At 50.1% G+C, this 18,519-nt stretch carries 30 protein-coding genes; 1 reads left to right on the top strand and 29 read right to left on the bottom strand.

From position 1 onward, the window contains the following. Positions 1–3: 3 nt before the first annotated feature. From rplO to E5354_RS06470, 28 genes are all read right to left on the bottom strand, one after another. Positions 4–450: a 50S ribosomal protein L15 gene (gene rplO, locus E5354_RS06605; protein WP_123395780.1), complete on the bottom strand. Its 447-nt coding sequence runs from the start codon at positions 448–450 to the stop codon at positions 4–6. 13 nt (positions 451–463) lie between these two features. After that, complete coding sequence (gene rpmD / locus E5354_RS06600; RefSeq protein WP_123395779.1) at positions 464–643, bottom strand: 50S ribosomal protein L30; 180 nt, start codon at positions 641–643, stop codon at positions 464–466. A 14-nt stretch (positions 644–657) separates the two neighbouring features. After that, positions 658–1,176, bottom strand: coding sequence for a 30S ribosomal protein S5 (gene rpsE / locus E5354_RS06595; protein ID WP_123395778.1), 519 nt, complete (start codon positions 1,174–1,176; stop codon positions 658–660). A gap of 5 nt (positions 1,177–1,181) precedes the next feature. Next, entirely contained in the window at positions 1,182–1,523 is a 342-nt protein-coding gene (gene rplR / locus E5354_RS06590; protein ID WP_123395777.1) for a 50S ribosomal protein L18, read from the bottom strand. 17 nt (positions 1,524–1,540) lie between these two features. Then, positions 1,541–2,095, bottom strand: coding sequence for a 50S ribosomal protein L6 (rplF, locus tag E5354_RS06585; RefSeq protein WP_123395776.1), 555 nt, complete (start codon positions 2,093–2,095; stop codon positions 1,541–1,543). Positions 2,096–2,115: 20 nt separating this feature from the next. Beyond that, complete coding sequence (gene rpsH / locus E5354_RS06580; RefSeq protein WP_123395775.1) at positions 2,116–2,514, bottom strand: 30S ribosomal protein S8; 399 nt, start codon at positions 2,512–2,514, stop codon at positions 2,116–2,118. Positions 2,515–2,588: 74 nt separating this feature from the next. Beyond that, positions 2,589–2,858, bottom strand: a complete 270-nt coding sequence (gene rpsN / locus E5354_RS06575; RefSeq protein ID WP_123395774.1) for a 30S ribosomal protein S14 — start codon at positions 2,856–2,858, stop codon at positions 2,589–2,591. An 8-nt stretch (positions 2,859–2,866) separates the two neighbouring features. After that, positions 2,867–3,418 carry a 50S ribosomal protein L5 gene (gene rplE / locus E5354_RS06570; RefSeq protein WP_123395773.1) on the bottom strand — a complete coding sequence of 184 codons (552 nt, stop codon included), beginning with the start codon at positions 3,416–3,418 and terminating at the stop codon, positions 2,867–2,869. Further along, positions 3,418–3,738 (bottom strand): 50S ribosomal protein L24, encoded by a 321-nt coding sequence (gene rplX / locus E5354_RS06565; protein WP_123395772.1) that lies wholly within the window; start codon positions 3,736–3,738, stop codon positions 3,418–3,420. The genes rplE and rplX overlap by 1 nt, the downstream gene beginning before the upstream one ends. Before the next feature lie 25 nt (positions 3,739–3,763). Then, positions 3,764–4,129, bottom strand: a complete 366-nt coding sequence (gene rplN / locus E5354_RS06560) for a 50S ribosomal protein L14 (protein WP_123395771.1) — start codon at positions 4,127–4,129, stop codon at positions 3,764–3,766. A 2-nt stretch (positions 4,130–4,131) separates the two neighbouring features. Next, positions 4,132–4,392 (bottom strand): 30S ribosomal protein S17, encoded by a 261-nt coding sequence (gene rpsQ / locus E5354_RS06555; protein ID WP_123395770.1) that lies wholly within the window; start codon positions 4,390–4,392, stop codon positions 4,132–4,134. 9 nt (positions 4,393–4,401) lie between these two features. After that, positions 4,402–4,599 (bottom strand): 50S ribosomal protein L29, encoded by a 198-nt coding sequence (gene rpmC, locus E5354_RS06550; RefSeq protein WP_123395769.1) that lies wholly within the window; start codon positions 4,597–4,599, stop codon positions 4,402–4,404. Positions 4,600–4,605: 6 nt separating this feature from the next. After that, positions 4,606–5,037 (bottom strand): 50S ribosomal protein L16, encoded by a 432-nt coding sequence (gene rplP, locus E5354_RS06545; RefSeq protein ID WP_121699831.1) that lies wholly within the window; start codon positions 5,035–5,037, stop codon positions 4,606–4,608. 21 nt (positions 5,038–5,058) lie between these two features. Beyond that, positions 5,059–5,787: a 30S ribosomal protein S3 gene (gene rpsC, locus E5354_RS06540; RefSeq protein WP_123395768.1), complete on the bottom strand. Its 729-nt coding sequence runs from the start codon at positions 5,785–5,787 to the stop codon at positions 5,059–5,061. A 3-nt stretch (positions 5,788–5,790) separates the two neighbouring features. Further along, a complete protein-coding gene (gene rplV, locus E5354_RS06535) occupies positions 5,791–6,204 on the bottom strand; it encodes a 50S ribosomal protein L22 (protein WP_123395767.1) in 414 nt (137 codons plus the stop codon). Between the two features lie 49 nt (positions 6,205–6,253). Continuing rightward, a complete protein-coding gene (rpsS, locus tag E5354_RS06530) occupies positions 6,254–6,523 on the bottom strand; it encodes a 30S ribosomal protein S19 (RefSeq protein WP_123395766.1) in 270 nt (89 codons plus the stop codon). A gap of 19 nt (positions 6,524–6,542) precedes the next feature. After that, positions 6,543–7,370: a 50S ribosomal protein L2 gene (gene rplB, locus E5354_RS06525; RefSeq protein WP_123395765.1), complete on the bottom strand. Its 828-nt coding sequence runs from the start codon at positions 7,368–7,370 to the stop codon at positions 6,543–6,545. A gap of 6 nt (positions 7,371–7,376) precedes the next feature. After that, positions 7,377–7,667, bottom strand: coding sequence for a 50S ribosomal protein L23 (gene rplW / locus E5354_RS06520; RefSeq protein WP_123395764.1), 291 nt, complete (start codon positions 7,665–7,667; stop codon positions 7,377–7,379). 27 nt (positions 7,668–7,694) lie between these two features. Beyond that, on the bottom strand, positions 7,695–8,315 hold the full coding sequence (gene rplD / locus E5354_RS06515; RefSeq protein WP_123395763.1) for a 50S ribosomal protein L4: 621 nt from the start codon (positions 8,313–8,315) through the stop codon (positions 7,695–7,697). Further along, positions 8,315–8,932 (bottom strand): 50S ribosomal protein L3, encoded by a 618-nt coding sequence (gene rplC, locus E5354_RS06510; protein WP_123395762.1) that lies wholly within the window; start codon positions 8,930–8,932, stop codon positions 8,315–8,317. Before rplC ends, rplD begins: the two co-directional genes overlap by 1 nt. A gap of 47 nt (positions 8,933–8,979) precedes the next feature. Beyond that, positions 8,980–9,285, bottom strand: coding sequence for a 30S ribosomal protein S10 (gene rpsJ / locus E5354_RS06505; protein ID WP_123395761.1), 306 nt, complete (start codon positions 9,283–9,285; stop codon positions 8,980–8,982). A gap of 18 nt (positions 9,286–9,303) precedes the next feature. Next, positions 9,304–11,430, bottom strand: a complete 2,127-nt coding sequence (gene fusA, locus E5354_RS06500; protein WP_123395760.1) for an elongation factor G — start codon at positions 11,428–11,430, stop codon at positions 9,304–9,306. A gap of 33 nt (positions 11,431–11,463) precedes the next feature. Next, positions 11,464–11,940 (bottom strand): 30S ribosomal protein S7, encoded by a 477-nt coding sequence (rpsG, locus tag E5354_RS06495; RefSeq protein WP_123395759.1) that lies wholly within the window; start codon positions 11,938–11,940, stop codon positions 11,464–11,466. A 174-nt stretch (positions 11,941–12,114) separates the two neighbouring features. Beyond that, complete coding sequence (gene rpsL / locus E5354_RS06490) at positions 12,115–12,519, bottom strand: 30S ribosomal protein S12 (RefSeq protein WP_121699841.1); 405 nt, start codon at positions 12,517–12,519, stop codon at positions 12,115–12,117. Between the two features lie 394 nt (positions 12,520–12,913). After that, on the bottom strand, positions 12,914–13,636 hold the full coding sequence (locus E5354_RS06485; protein ID WP_135946842.1) for an MBL fold metallo-hydrolase: 723 nt from the start codon (positions 13,634–13,636) through the stop codon (positions 12,914–12,916). A gap of 97 nt (positions 13,637–13,733) precedes the next feature. Then, a complete protein-coding gene (locus tag E5354_RS06480) occupies positions 13,734–14,444 on the bottom strand; it encodes an energy-coupling factor ABC transporter ATP-binding protein (RefSeq protein ID WP_135946841.1) in 711 nt (236 codons plus the stop codon). A gap of 7 nt (positions 14,445–14,451) precedes the next feature. Then, positions 14,452–15,249 (bottom strand): cobalt ECF transporter T component CbiQ, encoded by a 798-nt coding sequence (gene cbiQ, locus E5354_RS06475; protein WP_123395756.1) that lies wholly within the window; start codon positions 15,247–15,249, stop codon positions 14,452–14,454. 6 nt (positions 15,250–15,255) lie between these two features. Next, positions 15,256–16,230 (bottom strand): energy-coupling factor ABC transporter permease, encoded by a 975-nt coding sequence (locus tag E5354_RS06470; RefSeq protein ID WP_246863752.1) that lies wholly within the window; start codon positions 16,228–16,230, stop codon positions 15,256–15,258. A 167-nt stretch (positions 16,231–16,397) separates the two neighbouring features. Here E5354_RS06470 and E5354_RS06465 point away from each other — a divergent pair, with 167 nt between their 5' ends. Continuing rightward, positions 16,398–17,576, top strand: a complete 1,179-nt coding sequence (locus tag E5354_RS06465) for a putative sugar nucleotidyl transferase (protein WP_123395754.1) — start codon at positions 16,398–16,400, stop codon at positions 17,574–17,576. Between the two features lie 2 nt (positions 17,577–17,578). Here E5354_RS06465 and E5354_RS06460 read toward each other — a convergent pair whose 3' ends face one another. Then, the gene (locus E5354_RS06460; RefSeq protein ID WP_168353840.1) at positions 17,579–18,499 is read right to left on the bottom strand and encodes a tRNA-dihydrouridine synthase family protein; all 921 of its coding nucleotides are present in this window, start codon (positions 18,497–18,499) and stop codon (positions 17,579–17,581) included. Between the last annotated feature and the right edge of the window lie 20 nt (positions 18,500–18,519).

Here is an 18,519-nt window from a genome sequence, read left to right as displayed (position 1 = left end):
GCATTAAACTTTAGCGATTGAACCACCGGCAGCTTCGATAGCCTTCTGAGCGGCTTCGGAGAATGCGTTGGCTTCAACAGCGATTGCACGAGTGATTGTTCCGTTAGCAAGAATCTTCACCAATTGCTTGCGCGAAATGAATCCTGCGGCACGAAGGTCGTCGAGGGTAACCTTTTCAAGGCCCTTTGCGGCAGCAAGAGTGTCAAGGTCGCCGATATTGATGGCCTTGTACTCAACACGGTTGATGTTCTTGAAACCGAACTTGGGAAGACGGCGCTGGAGGGGCATCTGACCACCTTCAAAACCGATCTTGTTCTTGTAACCTGAACGAGATTTTGCACCCTTGTGACCACGGGTTGATGTTCCTCCACGGCCAGAACCGGGACCACGACCAACACGCTTCTTATCCTTAACAGAACCTACTGAGGGTTGAATATTATTTAATTCCATAACTTCATGAAAATTATGCGTTGGTCACTTCTACGAGGTGACGAACTCTGTTAACCATACCCATCACATCGGGAGTGTCTTCCTTGATTACGGTGTGATGCATTTTTCTCAATCCGAGAGCATCGAGGGTGCGCTTCTGCACTGCAGGAGCGTTGATGCGGCTCTTTATCTGAGTGATTTTAATCTTTGCCATTGTGTCAAGTGATTTTAACCGTTATATACTTTTTCCAGTGATATACCACGATTCTGCGCTACCTGGAGAGGGCTGCGCATTTCACCGAGAGCCTCAATGGTGGCCTTTACCAGGTTGTGGGGGTTGGATGAACCCTTTGACTTGGCAAGCACGTCGGTGATACCCACGCTCTCGAGCACGGCACGCATTGCACCACCGGCCTTAACTCCGGTACCGTGCGATGCAGGCTTGAGGATTACGCGTGAACCGCCGAACTTGGCTTCCTGTTCGTGAGGAATTGTGCCTTTGTGCACGGGTACGCGGATAAGGTTCTTCTTGGCAGCTTCAACACCCTTGGCGATTGCTGCAGTGACTTCATTGGCCTTTCCAAGACCCCAGCCTACGATACCGTCTTCGTTACCTACAACTACGATAGCAGCGAAGGTAAATGTGCGGCCACCCTTGGTAACCTTGGTAACGCGGTTGATGGCAACAAGGCGGTCCTTCAACTCTAAATCGTTGGTTGATTTTACTCTGTTATTCTTATATGCCATTTTTCTTAAAATTTAAGTCCGCCTTCGCGAGCTGCGTCAGCCAATGATTTAACACGACCGTGGAAGAGGTATCCGTTGCGGTCGAAAACTACCTCAGTAATACCGGCGGCGAGAGCCTTCTCAGCGATAGCCTTGCCAACCTTGGCTGCCATTTCGATTTTGGGAGCAGCCTCGAGGCCCTTTGACGAAGAAGCGCAAAGAGTCTTTCCTGCCTCGTCGTCGATGAGCTGAACATAAATCTGCTTGTTGCTGCGGAACACCGTCATGCGAGGACGTGCGGCGGTGCCAGACACTTTACCACGGATACGGGTCTTGATTTTATTTCTTCTTTGTATCTTTGATATCATGATTCTGTCTACTTTAATTATTTAGCACCTGCCGACTTACCCGACTTGCGACGGATAACTTCGCCAACAAACTTAATACCTTTACCCTTATACGGCTCGGGCTTGCGGAGTGAGCGGATCTTGGCGCACACCTGGCCGAGGAGTTGCTTGTCGTCGCTCTCGAGGATGATAAGGGGATTCTTGTTACGTTCAGTCTTTGCCTCTACTTTCACTTCCTTGGGAAGCTTGATGAATATAGCGTGGGAGAAACCGAGCGACAGTTCGAGAACCTGTCCTTCAGAAGTGGCGCGGTAACCTACACCGACCAACTCCATTTCCTTGCGATAGCCCTGCGACACGCCTACCACCATGTTGTGGATAAGTGCGCGGTACAAGCCGTGCTGAGCGCGGTGCTCGCGGTCATCAGAAGGACGGGTTACTACTACGTGTCCGTCCTCAACCTTTACAGTGAGATCGGAATTTACTTTCTGCGAGAGTTCGCCCTTGGGGCCCTTTACGGTAACGAGGTCGCCGTTTACGGTGACAGTTACACCGGCAGGTATTTCAATGGGAGCTTTACCTATTCTTGACATTGTAGTTTCCTCCTATTAAATTAGTATACATAACATAATACTTCGCCACCAATCTTGAGCTCACTGGCTTTCTTGTTGGTCATAACACCCTTTGATGTTGAAAGGATGGCGATACCTAAACCGTTCAAAACTCTCGGCATATCTTTATAGCCAGTGTACTGGCGTAGACCCGGACGAGAAACACGCTTGAGATTCTTGATTGCGTTCACCTTGTCAACAGGGTCATATTTTAAGGCTATCTTGATTGTGCCTGCGGGATTTTCACCCTCTACAAACTTATAGTTAAGAATGTAGCCTTGTTCAAAAAGAATCTTGGTGATTTCTTTTTTCAAGTTTGAGGCGGGAACCTCCACTACTCTGTGTTGAGCTTTGATTGCGTTCCTCAATCTTGTTAAATAATCTGCTATTGGATCAGTCATTTTATAAATTGTTTAAATTGATTCGGGTTACTCCGAACAATATTTAATACTCTCTTAATGGATGGGTATAAGCGTTACCAGCTTGCTTTCTTAACTCCGGGGATAAGACCAGCCGATGCCATTTCACGGAACTGAATGCGTGAAATTCCGAACTGGCGCATATAACCCTTGGGACGGCCTGTGATGCTGCAACGGTTGTGCAAACGCACTGAAGAAGCATTCTTGGGAAGCGACTGGAGAGCCTCGTAGTCACCTGCTGCCTTGAGGGCGGCCTTTTTGGCGGCATACTTGGCAACGAGCTTGGCTCTCTTGACTTCACGAGCCTTCATTGATTCTTTAGCCATAATATAGTTTAGTTTTTAGCGTTCTTAAACGGCAGACCGAATTCCTTCAACAGTGCATAACCCTCTTCGTCGGTGTTGGCCGAAGTTACGAAGGTGATGTTCATACCCATCATCTTGGAGATGGTGTCGATGTTGATTTCGGGGAAGATAATCTGCTCTGTGATACCCAAAGTATAGTTTCCACGGCCGTCAAGCTTGCTCTCGATGCCCTTGAAGTCACGGATACGGGGAAGAGCGACACGGATAAGACGCTCCAGGAACTCGTACATTTTGTCGCGACGCAGTGTAACGCGTACACCGATGGGGTTCTTTTTACGCACCTTGAAGTTAGAGATATCCTTCTTTGACAAGGTGGGAACAGCTTTCTGTCCGGTAATTGCGGTCAACTCGTTGATAGCGGTTTCGATGATCTTCTTATCCTGAGTTGCAGCTCCAAGACCTTGATTGATTACAATCTTCTTGAGGCGGGGCACCTGCATTACGGTTGAGTAGTTGAATTCTTTTTCAAGAGCGGGAACGATGCGCTCCTTATAGTCTTTCTTAAGGGTGGTTGTGCTCATTACTTAATCTCCTCTCCTGATTTTTTAGAATAACGTACTGTCTTTCCCTCCTCGTTCTTACGACGACCTACGCGACAGGGCTTGCCTGTCTTGGGGTCGAGAAGAGCGAGATTAGAGATGTGCACCGGAGCTTCAATCTTTATGATGCCGCCCTGCGGATGCTTTGCATTTGGCTTGGTACTCTTGGATACCATGTTGATACCTTCAACGATAGCGCGGCACTTGCTTACCTGCACGGTGAGCACACGACCGGTCTTACCGCGGTCCTCGCCTGCAAGAACGTATACTGTGTCGCCCTTTTTAATATTAAGTTTGCTCATTGTGGTTTACTTCTTTTACTATGGTTTAAAGTACTTCGGGGGCAAGTGAAACAATCTTCATGTTTGTAGCGCGGAGTTCACGTGCCACCGGACCGAAGATACGGGTTCCGCGAAGCTCGCCGGCGTTGTTGAGCAATACACAAGCATTGTCATCAAAGCGGATGTATGAGCCATCGGGACGGCGCACTTCTTTCTTGGTGCGTACTACTACGGCCTTAGATACAGTACCCTTCTTTACGTCGGAAGAGGGGATGACATTCTTCACCGAAACTACGATGATGTCGCCCACTGAGGCGTAACGACGACCTGTACCACCAAGTACGTGGATGCAAAGGGCTTCCTTGGCTCCACTGTTGTCTGCAACGGTTAAACGGGTTTCTGTCTGTATCATAATTACTTAACTTTTTCGATTATTTCTACTAATCTCCATCTTTTGGTTTTGCTCAACGGACGAGTTTCCATCAGCCTTACTGTATCGCCAATGCTGCACTCATTCTTTTCATCATGAGCGTGGTATTTCTTTGTCTTGTTGACAAACTTACCATAGATGGGGTGTTTCTCCTTCCACTTCACCATTACGGTGATGGTCTTGTCACCCTTGTTGGACGATACAACCCCAATACGTTCTTTTCTTAAGTTTCTCTTTTCTTCCATTTCTTGGGATTATTTATTGTTAAGTTCACGCTGACGCAACTCTGTCTTCATGCGTGCAATGTTTTTACGGTCTTGTGTAATCTTTGCGGGATTATCGATGGGAGAAATCGTGTGGTTTATCTTTTGCTGAAGATAATCCTTTTGAGCCTGTTCAAGACGATCCTTGAGGTCCTGAGTGCTGAGTTCCTTTATTTCTTCGTTCTTCATAATCTATTACACATTTTGAGTTGGGTCATAATCGCGACGCACGATAAACTTGGTGGTCACGGGGAGCTTCTGAGCTGCAAGGCGGAGAGCTTCCTTTGCTACATCGAAGGGAACGCCTTCGAGCTCGATGAGGATGCGGCCCGGGGTAACAGGCGCAACGAATCCTTCGGGGTTACCTTTACCTTTACCCATACGCACTTCGGCAGGCTTCTTGGTAATGGGCTTATCTGGGAATATGCGGATCCACACTTGACCTTGACGTTGCATGTAACGTGTCACAGCAATACGCGCGGCCTCAATCTGACGACCGGTGATCCACTTTGATTCCAAAGTCTTAATGCCGAACGAACCGAAGGCGAGCTGATTGCCACGCTGAGCGTTGCCTTTCATGCGGCCTTTCTGTTGACGGCGGAATTTAGTTTTCTTTGGTTGTAACATTGTTGTGATGATTCAATTCGTTTAACGGTTGTTTTTAGGTTTGCGGAAACCACGACGAGGTGCGCCATTGTTACCGCCACGGCTTTCCTTGCCGGTGTTGGTGAATGAGGGAGCGAGCTCACGCTTGCCGTAAACCTCACCGCGGCAAATCCACACCTTTACTCCGATAACTCCCACCTTGGTGTGAGCTTCAACAAGAGCGTAGTCGATGTCGGCACGGAGTGTGTGAAGCGGTGTACGACCTTCCTTGAACATCTCGCTGCGCGCCATTTCAGCACCGTTAAGACGGCCGCTGACCTGAACCTTGATGCCTTCGGCACCGCTGCGCATTGTAGCTGCGACTGCCATCTTCACTGCACGACGGTAGGCGATTTTGCCTTCGATCTGGCGAGCGATGTTGGCTGCTACGATCTGAGCATCGAGTTCGGGACGCTTTACCTCGAAGATGTTGATCTGAACATCCTTGTCGGTGATCTTCATGAGCTCTTTCTTCAGCTTGTCGACATCCTGTCCGCCCTTACCGATGATGAGTCCGGGACGTGAGGTGCAGATTGTGATTGTGATGAGCTTGAGTGTGCGCTCGATTACGATGCGTGAAACGCTTGACTTGGCTAAACGGACTTCAAGGTACTTGCGTAACTTTGAATCCTCGAGCAGATTGTCACCGTACTTCTTGCCACCAAACCAGTTAGAGTCCCAACCACGGATGACACCCAAGCGGTTGCTTATTGGATTTACTTTCTGTCCCATTTCTTATGCCTTAGTTTTAGCGTTATTATCTATTGTGTCTACAAACAATGTCACGTGATTGGCACGCTTGCGAATTCTGTAGCCACGGCCTTGAGGAGCCGGACGGAGGCGCTTCAACATCGGAGCGGGATCAACGAAGATTGTGCTGATGTACAATTCGCCGTTTTCGGCCTTTCTTTCGTTCTTTGCCTCCCAGTTGGCTATTGCTGAGCGGAGCAGCTTTTCTACTCGAGCTGCAGCTTCTTTATTTGAGAATTTAAGGATACCCAATGCACGGAACACTTCCTGACCACGCACCATGTCAGCGACGAGGCGCATCTTGCGAGGCGAAGAAGGGATGTTGAGAAGCTTGGCAAATGCCTGCGTCTTCTGGGCTTCCTTCCTTAATTCAGCTGATTGTCTTTTTCTTACACCCATTGTATTTAATTTCTTTTTTTATCAAAAATTTTTATATCAATGGCCCTTGTTATTTCTTCTTATTACCGCCGTGTCCACGGAAATTGCGGGTGGGTGCAAACTCGCCGAGCTTGTGTCCTACCATGTTTTCGGTGACATATACGGGAATAAATTTATTACCATTGTGCACTGCAAAAGTATGTCCAACAAATTCAGGAGAAATCATTGAAGCGCGGCTCCAGGTCTTGATGACCGACTTCTTGCCGCTTTCCTCCATTGCTTGGACCTTCTTCTCCAGCTTTACGCTGATATATGGGCCTTTTTTTAATGAACGACTCATAGTTACTTAATTAATCAGATTACTTTTTTCTTCTTTCAATAATGTACTTTGAAGAATGCTTCTTCGGTGCACGTGTCTTAAGACCCTTAGAGTAAAGACCCTTGCGTGAGCGAGGATGTCCTCCTGATGCGCGGCCTTCACCACCACCCATGGGGTGATCGACAGGGTTCATTACAACACCACGGTTGCGGGGACGACGGCCGAGCCAGCGTGAGCGTCCGGCCTTGCCCGACTGCTCGAGTGAGTGCTCGCTGTTGCCTACAACGCCGATGGTAGCCTTGCATGCGGCAAGTATCTTACGTGTCTCACCTGAAGGTAATTTGATAATTGCGTAATCCCCTTCTCGCGAAGTCAACTGTGCGAAAGTACCGGCTGAACGAACCATGAAGGCTCCCTGGCCGGGGCGCAATTCGATGTTGTGGATAACGGTACCTACGGGTATCTTGCTCAAGGGAAGAGCGTTGCCTACCTCGGGAGCTGCGTCGGGTCCACTTACCACCTTGTCGCCAACCTTTAAGCCGTTGGGTGCAATTATGTAAGCTTTTGCTCCGTCAACATAGTAAAGAAGAGCGATACGAGCCGAACGGTTAGGATCGTATTCGATCGACTTCACCACTGCGGGTACACCGTCTTTTGTTCTCTTAAAGTCTATGATACGGTATTTGCGCTTGTGGCCACCACCAAGGTAACGGGTGGTTAGGTGGCCTTCGGAGTTACGACCTCCTGAAGCCTTTCTACCGACTGTAAGAGATTTCTCTGGCGTACGGGCAGTTATCGTACCTTTAAATACGCCAATAACCTTGTGTCTTTGCCCCGGTGTAGTGGGCTTGAATTTTCTTACTGCCATTTCTTATTATATATTGCTATAAAAGTCAATAGTTTCACCATCAGCAAGCGTGATGATGGCTTTCTTGTAGTCCGATGTTTTACCCTTGATAAGGCCGCTGCGGGTGTAGCGGGCCTTATTCTTTCCTCGTACTATCATCGTGTTAACCTTAACAACGTGTACGCCGTAGAGCTTCTCTACCAAGTCCTGGATCTGGAACTTGTTGGCCTCGGGGGAAACACGGAAAGTGTAGCGATTAAGCTTTTCGGTAAGCATAGTCGCTTTTTCGGTAACGATAGGTGTTATTTCAAATTCCATTGTTGTAATATTTTCCTCCTATGTTGTTTAAAGATTGTTAATTACCTCAAGACTACCTTCGGTAAGGATGATAGCTTTGTTGTTGAGCAAACTATAAGTGTTTACATCTGAAGCAGTTATAATTTGCGCTCCGGGCACATTTCGAGCCGACAAATATACGTTTTTATTTTGGTCTTTTAAAACCAAAAGTACTTTTTTATCAGCGAGTTGTAAATTTTTAGTAAAATTTACAAATTCTTTAGTTTTGGGTGCTTCAAAGTTGAAGTCCTCCACTACGATTATCTGATTGTCCTGAGCCTTATAGGTCAAAGCCGAGCGACGGGCGAGAGCCTTGAGCTTCTTGTTGAGCTTGAAGCGATAGTCGCGGGGACGGGGACCGAACACGCGGCCACCACCTACGAGCACGGGCGAGTTGATGTCACCGATACGGCTGCCGCCGCCACCCTTCTGCTTGTGAAGCTTACGGGTTGAGCCTGACACTTCGCTTCTTTCCTTGGACTTATGTGTGCCCTGACGCTGGTTGGCAAGATACTGCTTTACATCGAGATAAACGGCATGCTCGTTAGCTTCGATGGCAAACACCTCGTCGTTGAGCTGTGCCTTGCGACCGGTGTCTTCTCCTTTTACATTATATATTGCGAGTTCCATTATTTCTCAATTAATACGATTGAACCTTTACTTCCGGGGATTGAACCCTTTATCAACAATAGATTGTGGTCGGCGATCACCTTAAGAACCTGAAGGTTCTGAACGGTTACGCGCTCGTTACCAAGCTGACCGGCCATGCGCATGCCCTTGAACACCTTTGCGGGGTAAGAGCAGGCTCCGATTGAACCGGGCTTGCGAAGACGATTGTGCTGACCGTGGGTAGCCTGACCCACACCGCCGAAGCCGTGACGCTTTACGACACCCTGATAGCCCTTACCTTTTGAAGTGCCTGCAATGTCGACAAAGTCGTTTTCGTTGAAGAAGTCAACGCCAATGGTGTCACCAAGGTTGTACTCACCTTCAAATCCTTTGAACTCGGCCAAGTGGCGCTTGGGGGTTACTCCGGCTTTCTTGAAGTGACCTGCCTCGGGACGGGTGGTGTGCTTGTCCTTCTTGTCCTCGAATCCGAGCTGAAGGGCTGCATAACCGTCGTTTTCGACTGTCTTAACCTGAGTAACTACACAAGGACCTACTTCGATAACAGTGCACGGTACATTCTTACCGTCGGCACTGAAAACGGATGTCATTCCGATTTTCTTTCCTAATAATCCTGGCATTTCTCTTGATTGTTTTAATGATTACCTTTTTTCTTTTAAAATCTCATTTAGACCTTTACCTCAACTTGTACGCCGCTGGGGAGTTCAAGCTTCATCAACGCGTCAACAGTCTTGGCTGTCGAGTTGTAGATGTCGATGAGGCGCTTGAATGATGACAGCTGGAACTGCTCGCGTGACTTCTTGTTTACGAAAGTCGAGCGGTTTACAGTGAAGATGCGCTTGTGGGTGGGCAGAGGTATAGGACCGCTTATCACCGCACCGGTTGCCTTTACAGTCTTTACAATCTTTTCAGCCGACTTGTCGAGCAAGTTGTGGTCGTAAGATTTTAATTTGATTCTGATTTTTTGGCTCATATTGTTTCTAATAAAGTATTATTTCAATAAGTCTACACGGCCCTGGCATTCAGTGAGTACATTCTTGGCGATTGAGCTGCTTACTTCAGCGTAGTGCGAGAACGACATTGTGCTGGTGGCACGGCCTGAGGTGATTGTACGCAATGCGGTTACGTAACCGAACATTTCGGCGAGAGGAGCCTTGGCCTTTACGACACGGGCACCGCTGCGGCTGGTTTCCATTCCCTCTACCTGACCGCGACGCTTGTTCAAGTCACCGATCACATCACCCATGCTCTCTTCGGGGGTTACTACCTCGATCTTCATGATGGGCTCCATGAGCACGGGACCGGCCTTTTCCGAAGCCTTCTTGAAGGCCTGGATGGCACAAAGCTCAAATGACAACTGGTCAGAGTCAACCGGGTGGAACGAACCGTCGATTACGGTAACCTTGAGCTGCTCTACGGGATAGCCGGCGAGAACACCGTTCTTCATCGCAGCCTGGAAGCCCTTCTGGATTGAGGGGATGAATTCCTTAGGAATGTTACCGCCCTTAACCTCGTCGATGAACTGGAGGTTGCCCTCGAAGCCTTCGTCAACGGGCTCTACGCGTACGATGATATCGGCAAACTTACCACGACCACCGGTCTGCTTCTTGAATACTTCGCGAAGCTCAACGGGCTTGGTGATTGCTTCCTTGTAGGTAACCTGGGGACGACCCTGGTTGCACTCTACCTTGAACTCACGACGAAGACGGTCGATGATGATGTCGAGGTGAAGCTCACCCATACCTGAGATGACGGTCTGTCCGGTTTCTTCGTTGGTTTCAACACGGAAGGTGGGGTCTTCTTCTGCAAGCTTCTGCAAGCCTACTCCGAGCTTGTCGAGGTCCTTCTGAGTCTTGGGCTCTACTGCGATACCGATTACGGGATCGGGGAACTCCATAGCCTCAAGCACGATGGGAGCGTCCTCGGCGCAAAGGGTGTCACCTGTGCGGATATCCTTGAATCCTACTCCGGCACCTATATCACCGCACTCGATCATCTCCTTGGGGTTCTGCTTGTTGGAGTGCATCTGGAACAGACGCGAAACACGCTCCTTCTTGCCCGAACGGCTGTTGAGAACGTAGCTTCCTGCCTCGATGTTACCCGAGTAAACGCGGAAGAAGCAAAGACGGCCTACATAGGGGTCGGTTGCAATCTTGAACGCAAGAGCACACATGGGAGCTTCGCTTGAGGGCTCGCGGGTGAGTATCTCATCGGAGTTGCCTACTGCGTGACCTTCAACTGCACCGGCATCGGTAGGACAGGGAAGATATGCGCACACTGCGTCGAGCAGGCACTGAACGCCCTTGTTCTTGAACGAGCTACCGCAAATCATCGGAACAACCGACATCGAAAGAGTGGCTGCGCGGAGAGCCTTACGGATTTCCTCCTCGGTGATTGTGCTGGGGTCGTCGAAATATTTTGCCATGAGGTCGTCGTCAAATTCGGCGATCTTCTCAAGCATCTTGTCACGCCACTCCTCGGCTTCGTCGCGGAGGTTGGCGGGGATTTCCTCTACTGTATAGTCGGCACCCATTGACTCGTCGTGCCAGTAGATGGCCTTCATTGTAATCAGGTCGACAACGCCCTTGAAGGTTTCCTCAGCACCGATAGGAATCTGGATGGGAGCGGGGTTTGCTCCGAGCACTTCCTTGAGCTGACGAACAACCTCGAAGAAGTTGGCACCCGAGCGGTCCATCTTGTTGACATAACCGATACGGGGTACATTGTACTTATCGGCCTGACGCCATACGGTTTCCGACTGAGGCTCAACACCGCCTACAGCACAGAAAGTGGCAACGGCACCGTCAAGCACGCGGAGCGAACGCTCTACCTCGACAGTGAAGTCAACGTGTCCCGGAGTGTCAATCAGGTTGATTTTGTACTTGTCACCGTCATACTTCCAGAATGTGGTAGTGGCGGCTGAAGTAATTGTAATACCGCGTTCCTGCTCCTGCTCCATCCAGTCCATTGTTGCAGCACCGTCATGAACCTCACCAATCTTGTGGGTCAAACCGGTGTAGAAGAGGATGCGCTCCGACGTGGTGGTCTTACCGGCGTCGATGTGAGCCATAATACCGATATTACGGGTATATTTTAAATTATCGTCTATTTTTGCCATTATCGTAAAGATATTAGTGAATCATATAATGTATTAGAAACGGAAGTGTGCGAATGCGCGGTTGGCCTCAGCCATCTTGTGCATATCCTCTTTGCGCTTGTAAGCACCTCCTTGTTCATTGTATGCGTCTACGATTTCAGCTGCAAGCTTGTCGGCCATGGTCTTTCCACCGCGCTTGCGTGCGTAAAGAATGAGGTTCTTCATAGATATTGACTCTTTACGGTCGGGGCGGATTTCAGTAGGAACCTGGAATGTTGCACCACCTACACGACGCGACTTCACCTCCACCTGGGGAGTGATGTTCTCGAGAGCCTTCTTCCATATTTCGAGGGCGGTCTTCTCTTCGTTGGGCATCTTCGACTTCACAGTTTCAAGAGCCGAATAGAATATTGTGTAAGAGGTATTCTTCTTGCCGTCATACATCAAGTGGTTAACGAACTTTGATACTCTCACATCATTGAAAACGGGATCCGGCAGGATAACCCGCTTTTTGGGTTTTGCTTTTCTCATTTGTTAATTAAATTGTTGTTTTTGGTTGCTTGGTTGCTTTCTACTTTCTTCAACTTGGCTCTCTTGCCTCGTTTACTCAACCGAAATTGCTAAGCCAATAAATCAAAAACGAAGTTGTAAAATAACTGGGTTTTGTTTATCTCTTTGTTCAGCTTTATCGCGCAGGGCCGTTAATTACTTCTTGCCCTTTGCTGCGGGTGCTGCTCCCGGTTTCGGACGCTTTGCCCCGTACTTTGAGCGACGCTGTGTGCGATCCTTTACACCGCTTGTGTCAAGTGTTCCGCGAACGATGTGGTAACGCACACCGGGGAGGTCCTTAACACGGCCACCGCGAACGAGAACGATCGAGTGTTCCTGAAGGTTGTGACCTTCACCGGGGATATAGGAGTTAACCTCCTTACCGTTAGTCAATCTTACACGAGCTACTTTACGCATAGCCGAGTTAGGCTTCTTGGGAGTGGTTGTGTAAACACGAACACATACGCCACGACGCTGGGGACAGCTGTCAAGCGCAGGCGACTTACTCTTATCCTCAAGAGCTACACGTCCTTTTCTTACTAATTGCTGAATTGTAGGCATCTTAGTTCTTGTTTTACTTAAATTTTTATTTTATCGTTATATAGTTTCGTTTATTGTCAGCATACATATAAATGCCGGCTACCGCATTGTCATTCAACATTATACGTTGCCCGGCACATAATCGCCCTCAAAAACTTTGCAAAGTTAGCTACTAAATTGCTATTTTCCAAATATTTCCAACTTAAAAATGCGAAAAACGTTTTTCGGCATCGATTTGTTTATTTTTGAATTGATGTTTTGTCGCATTTTGCATGCTTTAACATATTTTAGCCGTTATTTCACCTCAACTCCATCGCAGGCGTGTTGGCCGGGCCGCAAAATGGAGCGGCGGCAGCCATGAAGCATTGTCGCTCCACAACTGCCGCCGCAGATATTCATTCGTCACTGATAATTGTTATTTCAGCTCCACGGTTTCACCCGGTTTATGCAGGCAATGGAATGTCGTTTCGGGGCTTTCGGCATACTCCGAGAAGTCGCAAGCCTCTTTGTAGTCGCCGCCGAAGTGCATCGGGAAGAAGTCGTCGACCTTTATAGCCTTCAGGAACAGCTTGGCGCCTCGGGCGAAGTCGCTGCCTTGCCTTACATCGACAGGGAACATGGCTATGTTGATCTTCTCGTTTTCCGACGCTATGCGGTTGAGAATCTTCTTGAATAGCTCGTCGGCCACTCTTGCCTCACGCTCGGTCGACTCGTCCTGCCAGTGCCAGTCGTTGAAATCGCCGGCATGGTATATGGTGGTTCCGTCGGCTGTCGTGACAAGGAAGCTAACTCCCTCGTCGGTCGACTTGTAAGCCTTGACCTTTATTCCGCCGGGAAGGTTCTCCAGGATGTCGCCCGCGCTCATTCCGGCAACGGCGAGTGTCGACGGAACCTTTTCGGCCAATATGTCGTTCGACAGCACATAGGTGCGTTCATTATTCTGCGCTATCTCGAATATTCCTGTATTGTAGTGATCGTGGTGATGGTGGCTTACAAAGAATATTACAGGAAGCTCGGCTTTCTTTTCAAGAATTTTATGGAGAGCATGAGCGGGGTCGCGATAGTAGTCAAACACCATTATTACATCGGGCAACGTTACCACGAATCCGCTATGGTCCAAATAAGTGATTTCGGTCATGATTATATTAGTTTTGGTTGTTACAATCCTCTGTGGTGGACATCTTCATGTCCACTGATTATAACACCGGGCATCGGAGCTATGTTCATCCGTGATGTCACACAAGGCCTCCCTGACACAGCACCTCTTCGTCACGAAACACATCCTCGGTAGCGCCGTCGGCTATTATGCGTCCTTCGGCCATGACTATAGTGCGCGCACACAGCTCCTTTACCATGTCGATGTCATGGGTCGTCACTATGCAGGTGTGCTTGAATCGGCGCAATTGCTCCATCATCAACCGGCGTGAATGTGGGTCGAGATTGCTCGACGGCTCGTCGAGCACCAATATGTCAGGCTCCATCGACAACACTGTGGCTATGGCCACACTGCGCTTCTGCCCTCCCGAAAGCTGGTAGATCGCACGCTTGCGCAACGATGTCGCACCCACCGCCTCGAGCGCCATCACCACGCGACGCTCCACCTCGTCATCGGGAAGCTTCATGTTCACCGGTCCGAAAGCCACATCCTCCTCCACGGTGGGCATGAATAGCTGGTCGTCGGGGTTCTGGAACACGAGCCCCACCGTCTGCCTTATTATCGGAAGCGTGGACTTCGTTATGGGGATGTCGCCTATTGTTACGCTCCCCGAAGTGGGTTGAAGAAGCCCGTTGACATGGAGCATCAGCGTCGACTTTCCGGCGCCGTTGGCTCCTACTATGGCCACTTTTTCACCGTGGCTTATGTAGAGCGACACATCCTTGAGAGCCTCATACCCTCCGGGATAGGTGTAGCTTACGTGATCAAATTTTACATAGTGGTGACTCATATTCAGGCTATCTTGTAAATGGAAACAATCCCGACACATCGCAGAAGCGACCCGCCGCAAAGAGAAGGCACCACACGACAACGTAAATCGTGTCGCAAAGCCGCCAGTGCATGTTGCCGCGCATCAATATCTTTCCCGTAAAACCTCGCGACAACATCGCCCGGTGTATGCGCTGGGCCCGTTCTACCGTACGCAGGAGCAACTGCCCTATGAACGTGCCCCACATCTTCAGCCCGTACTTCTTGCGCCCGTAGCTGCGTGACGTCCTCGCACGGTCCATGCTCAAAGCCTCGTCCAGCAGCACGAATATGTAGCGGTAGAGCAGCATCAGCTGCGTAGTGAATATCGACGGCACTCCAAGCTTGCCCATAGCCGCACACAGCCGGTTAAACCCTGTCGACATTATAAGAAGCAGCACGGCCTGAACCGACAGCAACCCTCTTATTATTATCGACACAAACTCGACCCATCCTCTCGATATGGCCATGTCACCTATATAAAGCATAGGCTCACGATTGAATATAGGGTTGAATATGCCGATGAACATTATGAAAGGGAGCGTGTAGAGCGACTTGACGAAAACGGCATTATAGCTTATCCCCGACATGGCGCTCACTATTATCGGGAACACCCAGAAAAGTATTATCCCCGCCGGCGAATCAAGGGCAAACGACAGCACGACAACGATGTAGATCACCGTCACGATGAGCTTCGCCCTCGGGTCGATCGAATGCATGCGGCTGCCCGTGCAGGCCATTCGCTCCACCTCGTTCAGCTCGGTCAATGCCTTTTCCAGCGCTCCCATACAGGTTTAGGCTTTGGAACCCACACTCTGATGTCGGCCGAGCAACGAAGCCACGACCCACACTATGGCCACGACGACAAGACATCCTATTATTCCCGACCATGTGCTGTCGTAGTCGGGTAGCAGCGATGTCGTAGTCTGAACTCCGGCAAGGGTGTCGGCGACTTTGCTCCCCACTCCACCGGTAAGCTCACTGCTTCCCGTAAGGTTCTCAATCGACCACTCAAGGCCGTCGGGATTGCTCGATGCGATCCACGTAAAGGCCACTCCGAGAAGCAGCGCGATGCTTATGAACACTATCGCGGCCTTGCCGTAGTGACCGCGGTGACCTGCGCCGGCCTCTGCGCGACATTCGAGAAGCGATGGCTTGTATCTAAGCACAAAGTAGAGCACGGCGGCAGTGGCAAGTCCCTCTCCGATTCCGATAAAGAGGTGTATCGATGTCATCAGCGCAAGGAAATCACCCGTAGGCAACGCCGTGACTCCCGAGAGTTCGGTTTCAAGCGTCACGAGCACAGCGCCAAGTTCCAGTCCCACCACGCTTGCGGTTATCGACGCAACAATCATGCGCCATGTCGATGTGCCGTGTCCCATAATGGGCTTGAACACCAGCGGATAAGCGATAAGCGTCGACACGACACCCATGTTGAGTATGTTGCAGCCGAGCGCCATAAGGCCGCCGTCGGCAAATATGAGGCACTGGACCACAAGCACCGATGCAAGCGTCAGCAGCGCGGCCCACGGCCCGAGTATGGCACCGAGCAGTATTCCTCCTACGATGTGTCCGCTCGACCCCGTCCCCGGAATGGTGAAATTTATCATCTGTGCGGCGAATATGAATGCGCCCATCACTCCCATCAGGGGCACTACACTACTGTCCGATGATTCTTTGCGTATTTTTTTCGCAGCGACCACCAATAGCGATACCGATACTACTGCGGCGACACCGGCAACTGCCGGCGACACCAATGCGTCAGCCATGTGCATAATCGTTCTGTGTTAAATCTATTTCTTAAATTAATTAACACGCCAACCGTCATTAAGTTTATGAATCGTCACTGTCAAAAATTGCTATTGAAGGTGACAAATTTCTCGATTCGGCTTTTTTTTGCTATGTTTGCATATATTTAAAACCATCATCAATCACAATGCGCAACATTATTCTTTTCGATGAAACTGCGACGCGTGAAAATTTTCTCCCCATCACATTTACGCGCCCCGTATCCGATATCCGATTCGGAATACTTACCATCCGCCAGAAATGGGAAAAAGCCTTCCCCGGCACCTACTCCTATGCTACGGCCGAATACCTCTCGATAAAATATCCCCGCGTCGAGGCCGACCGTGACAACGACTACCACATAGCCGGCAACGTTTGCCCCACCCCCGAGTTTGTGACGATGCTTGAGAACCTCCATCCGGGACAAGCCGTGACATGCAAGGGCAAGACCATCGCCTACCGTGGCGAGAACCCCGCCGAGTCACTGGAAATCGCCGAAGCGCCTCTCGCCATAAACATGCTTCCCGACATATTCATGCTCAACGAGCAGGCTCTTCTCGACGACTTCATGACCATAACACGTAACGCCAAGAGCCAAAAGCTCAGCTCGACCTGCACCGTAATCGGCGACCCATGCTTCCCCGACGGAACGCCCAAGATATTCCTCGAAGAGGGAGCCAAGGCCGAAGCCGCAATCCTGAATGTCAACAAGGGCCCGATATACATAGGCCGTGACGCCGAAATCATGGAAGGCAGCTGCATTCGCGGACCTCTGGCACTGTGCGAGCACGCTTATGTCAACATGGGCACAAAAATCTACGGAGCCACCACGATAGGCCCCTATTGCAAAGTGGGAGGCGAGCTCAACAATGTCGTCATGATCGGATACAGCAACAAGGGTCACGACGGATTCCTCGGTAACGCCGTAATAGGCGAATGGTGCAACCTCGGAGCCAACTGCGTAGCGTCAAACCTCAAGAACGACTATTCCGAAACCAAGCTTTGGAACTATCCCGCCCACCGGTTCCTGCGCACCGGACTTCAGTTCTGCGGACTTATTATGGGCGACCACACCAAGGCCGGCATCAACACGATGTTCAACACCGCCACCGTAGTGGGAGTGGGCTGCAACATACACGGCTCGGGATTCCCGCGCAACTTCGTGGCATCGTTCAGCGAAGGCGGAGCGGCAGGATTCAACGATGTGTCGCTATCCAAATTCTTCGACATTGCACGCCGCGTAATGGCACGCCGCCATGTCGAGCTTACCGATGTCGACATCGAAATCTTCAACTCAATCTACGAAATAGCCGAAACCTACAAGTAGAATCACCCTATTGAGGCGACAGCCTTTTCATACTTTTCAATCGATGTCGCCTTCTTGATCATTTTAGCCGTTTTGTGGCCTATCTCCCATTCGAGATACTCCCAGAACGGCTTTATTTTTGACAACACCTGTGCGTCACCGCACAGTGTCGTACTGTAATGTTGGAATATCCCTGCGTGAAGCTGCAACAGGTGATCGACGCGCTCTTCACTGCTCCAATCCCTGCCCTCGCGCATCTCGGCGATAAGCGACGGACGGGCAAGAACACTCCGCCCTATCATGATGCCGTCAAGGCCGGGAAATGAATCGGCTATCCGCGCCGCATCGTCACGTGACATTATATCGCCGTTATACACCACCCGGTGCTGCAATTGCGAGAACATCGCGGCAAACGCATCCATGTCGACACTGCCGCCGTAACGCAAGGCTGCGACACGCGGATGCACCGTCACGTGCTCAAGACGCATGGCGTTTATGATGTCCACTATGTCACGCCACTCATCGTAAGCCGATATGCCGGGACGCATCTTGACCGAAAATGTCATGTCACGCTCTGCGTCAATCCGCTCAGCCACTTTCTCAAGTAACGCCTTGTTGCGTAACACTCCCGCGCCACGCCCCTTGTTGACCTGAGGCGGGAACGGACACCCCATGTTGAGGTCGACGCGGCGGCAACCGGCCTCCTTCAATGCCCCTATCAGGAGGTCAAATTCATCGATGTCACGGAATATTATCTGAGGAACCACATCATGATTGTCGTTCAGTTGCGATGTGACATCCCTCATGTCACGATGACGCGGCTCACCATGCCCAATTCTCAGGAATGGAGTGTAATATCGGTCGGCGGCCCCGTATACCGATGCGTGACAATGCCTGAAAGGCGCTTCGGTGAACCCCTGAAGCGGTGCTACGTAAACATTCATTTCGTGAGTCGACATCTACA

Source organism: Muribaculum sp. NM65_B17, from assembly GCF_004793735.1.
GTDB classification, from domain to species: domain Bacteria; phylum Bacteroidota; class Bacteroidia; order Bacteroidales; family Muribaculaceae; genus Muribaculum; species Muribaculum gordoncarteri.
The sequence above is the reverse complement of the archived record's forward strand: the minus strand, read 5'-3'. Positions and strand labels throughout refer to the sequence as shown.

Coding starts and splice junctions, on each gene's coding strand:
- rpmD (WP_123395779.1), bottom strand. CDS start 643: ATGGCAAAGATTAAAATCACTCAGATAAAGAGCCGCATCAACGCTCCT.
- rpsS (WP_123395766.1), bottom strand. CDS start 6,523: ATGAGTCGTTCATTAAAAAAAGGCCCATATATCAGCGTAAAGCTGGAG.
- rpmC (WP_123395769.1), bottom strand. CDS start 4,599: ATGAAGAACGAAGAAATAAAGGAACTCAGCACTCAGGACCTCAAGGAT.
- rpsG (WP_123395759.1), bottom strand. CDS start 11,940: ATGAGAAAAGCAAAACCCAAAAAGCGGGTTATCCTGCCGGATCCCGTT.
- E5354_RS06465 (WP_123395754.1), top strand. CDS start 16,398: ATGCGCAACATTATTCTTTTCGATGAAACTGCGACGCGTGAAAATTTT.
- cbiQ (WP_123395756.1), bottom strand. CDS start 15,249: ATGGGAGCGCTGGAAAAGGCATTGACCGAGCTGAACGAGGTGGAGCGA.
- E5354_RS06485 (WP_135946842.1), bottom strand. CDS start 13,636: ATGACCGAAATCACTTATTTGGACCATAGCGGATTCGTGGTAACGTTG.
- rpsH (WP_123395775.1), bottom strand. CDS start 2,514: ATGACTGATCCAATAGCAGATTATTTAACAAGATTGAGGAACGCAATC.
- rpsL (WP_121699841.1), bottom strand. CDS start 12,519: ATGCCTACAATTCAGCAATTAGTAAGAAAAGGACGTGTAGCTCTTGAG.
- rplW (WP_123395764.1), bottom strand. CDS start 7,667: ATGGAATTTGAAATAACACCTATCGTTACCGAAAAAGCGACTATGCTT.
- rplR (WP_123395777.1), bottom strand. CDS start 1,523: ATGATATCAAAGATACAAAGAAGAAATAAAATCAAGACCCGTATCCGT.
- rplO (WP_123395780.1), bottom strand. CDS start 450: ATGGAATTAAATAATATTCAACCCTCAGTAGGTTCTGTTAAGGATAAG.
- rplB (WP_123395765.1), bottom strand. CDS start 7,370: ATGGCAGTAAGAAAATTCAAGCCCACTACACCGGGGCAAAGACACAAG.
- E5354_RS06480 (WP_135946841.1), bottom strand. CDS start 14,444: ATGAGTCACCACTATGTAAAATTTGATCACGTAAGCTACACCTATCCC.
- rpsJ (WP_123395761.1), bottom strand. CDS start 9,285: ATGAGCCAAAAAATCAGAATCAAATTAAAATCTTACGACCACAACTTG.
- rplX (WP_123395772.1), bottom strand. CDS start 3,738: ATGAGCAAACTTAATATTAAAAAGGGCGACACAGTATACGTTCTTGCA.
- fusA (WP_123395760.1), bottom strand. CDS start 11,430: ATGGCAAAAATAGACGATAATTTAAAATATACCCGTAATATCGGTATT.
- E5354_RS06460 (WP_168353840.1), bottom strand. CDS start 18,499: ATGAATGTTTACGTAGCACCGCTTCAGGGGTTCACCGAAGCGCCTTTC.
- rplC (WP_123395762.1), bottom strand. CDS start 8,932: ATGCCAGGATTATTAGGAAAGAAAATCGGAATGACATCCGTTTTCAGT.
- rplD (WP_123395763.1), bottom strand. CDS start 8,315: ATGGAACTCGCAATATATAATGTAAAAGGAGAAGACACCGGTCGCAAG.
- rplV (WP_123395767.1), bottom strand. CDS start 6,204: ATGGGTGTAAGAAAAAGACAATCAGCTGAATTAAGGAAGGAAGCCCAG.
- rpsN (WP_123395774.1), bottom strand. CDS start 2,858: ATGGCTAAAGAATCAATGAAGGCTCGTGAAGTCAAGAGAGCCAAGCTC.
- rplF (WP_123395776.1), bottom strand. CDS start 2,095: ATGTCAAGAATAGGTAAAGCTCCCATTGAAATACCTGCCGGTGTAACT.
- rpsE (WP_123395778.1), bottom strand. CDS start 1,176: ATGGCATATAAGAATAACAGAGTAAAATCAACCAACGATTTAGAGTTG.
- rpsQ (WP_123395770.1), bottom strand. CDS start 4,392: ATGGAAGAAAAGAGAAACTTAAGAAAAGAACGTATTGGGGTTGTATCG.
- rplP (WP_121699831.1), bottom strand. CDS start 5,037: ATGTTACAACCAAAGAAAACTAAATTCCGCCGTCAACAGAAAGGCCGC.
- rpsC (WP_123395768.1), bottom strand. CDS start 5,787: ATGGGACAGAAAGTAAATCCAATAAGCAACCGCTTGGGTGTCATCCGT.
- rplE (WP_123395773.1), bottom strand. CDS start 3,418: ATGAGCACAACCACCCTTAAGAAAGACTATAAGGAGCGCATCGTTCCC.
- E5354_RS06470 (WP_246863752.1), bottom strand. CDS start 16,230: ATGGCTGACGCATTGGTGTCGCCGGCAGTTGCCGGTGTCGCCGCAGTA.
- rplN (WP_123395771.1), bottom strand. CDS start 4,129: ATGATACAGACAGAAACCCGTTTAACCGTTGCAGACAACAGTGGAGCC.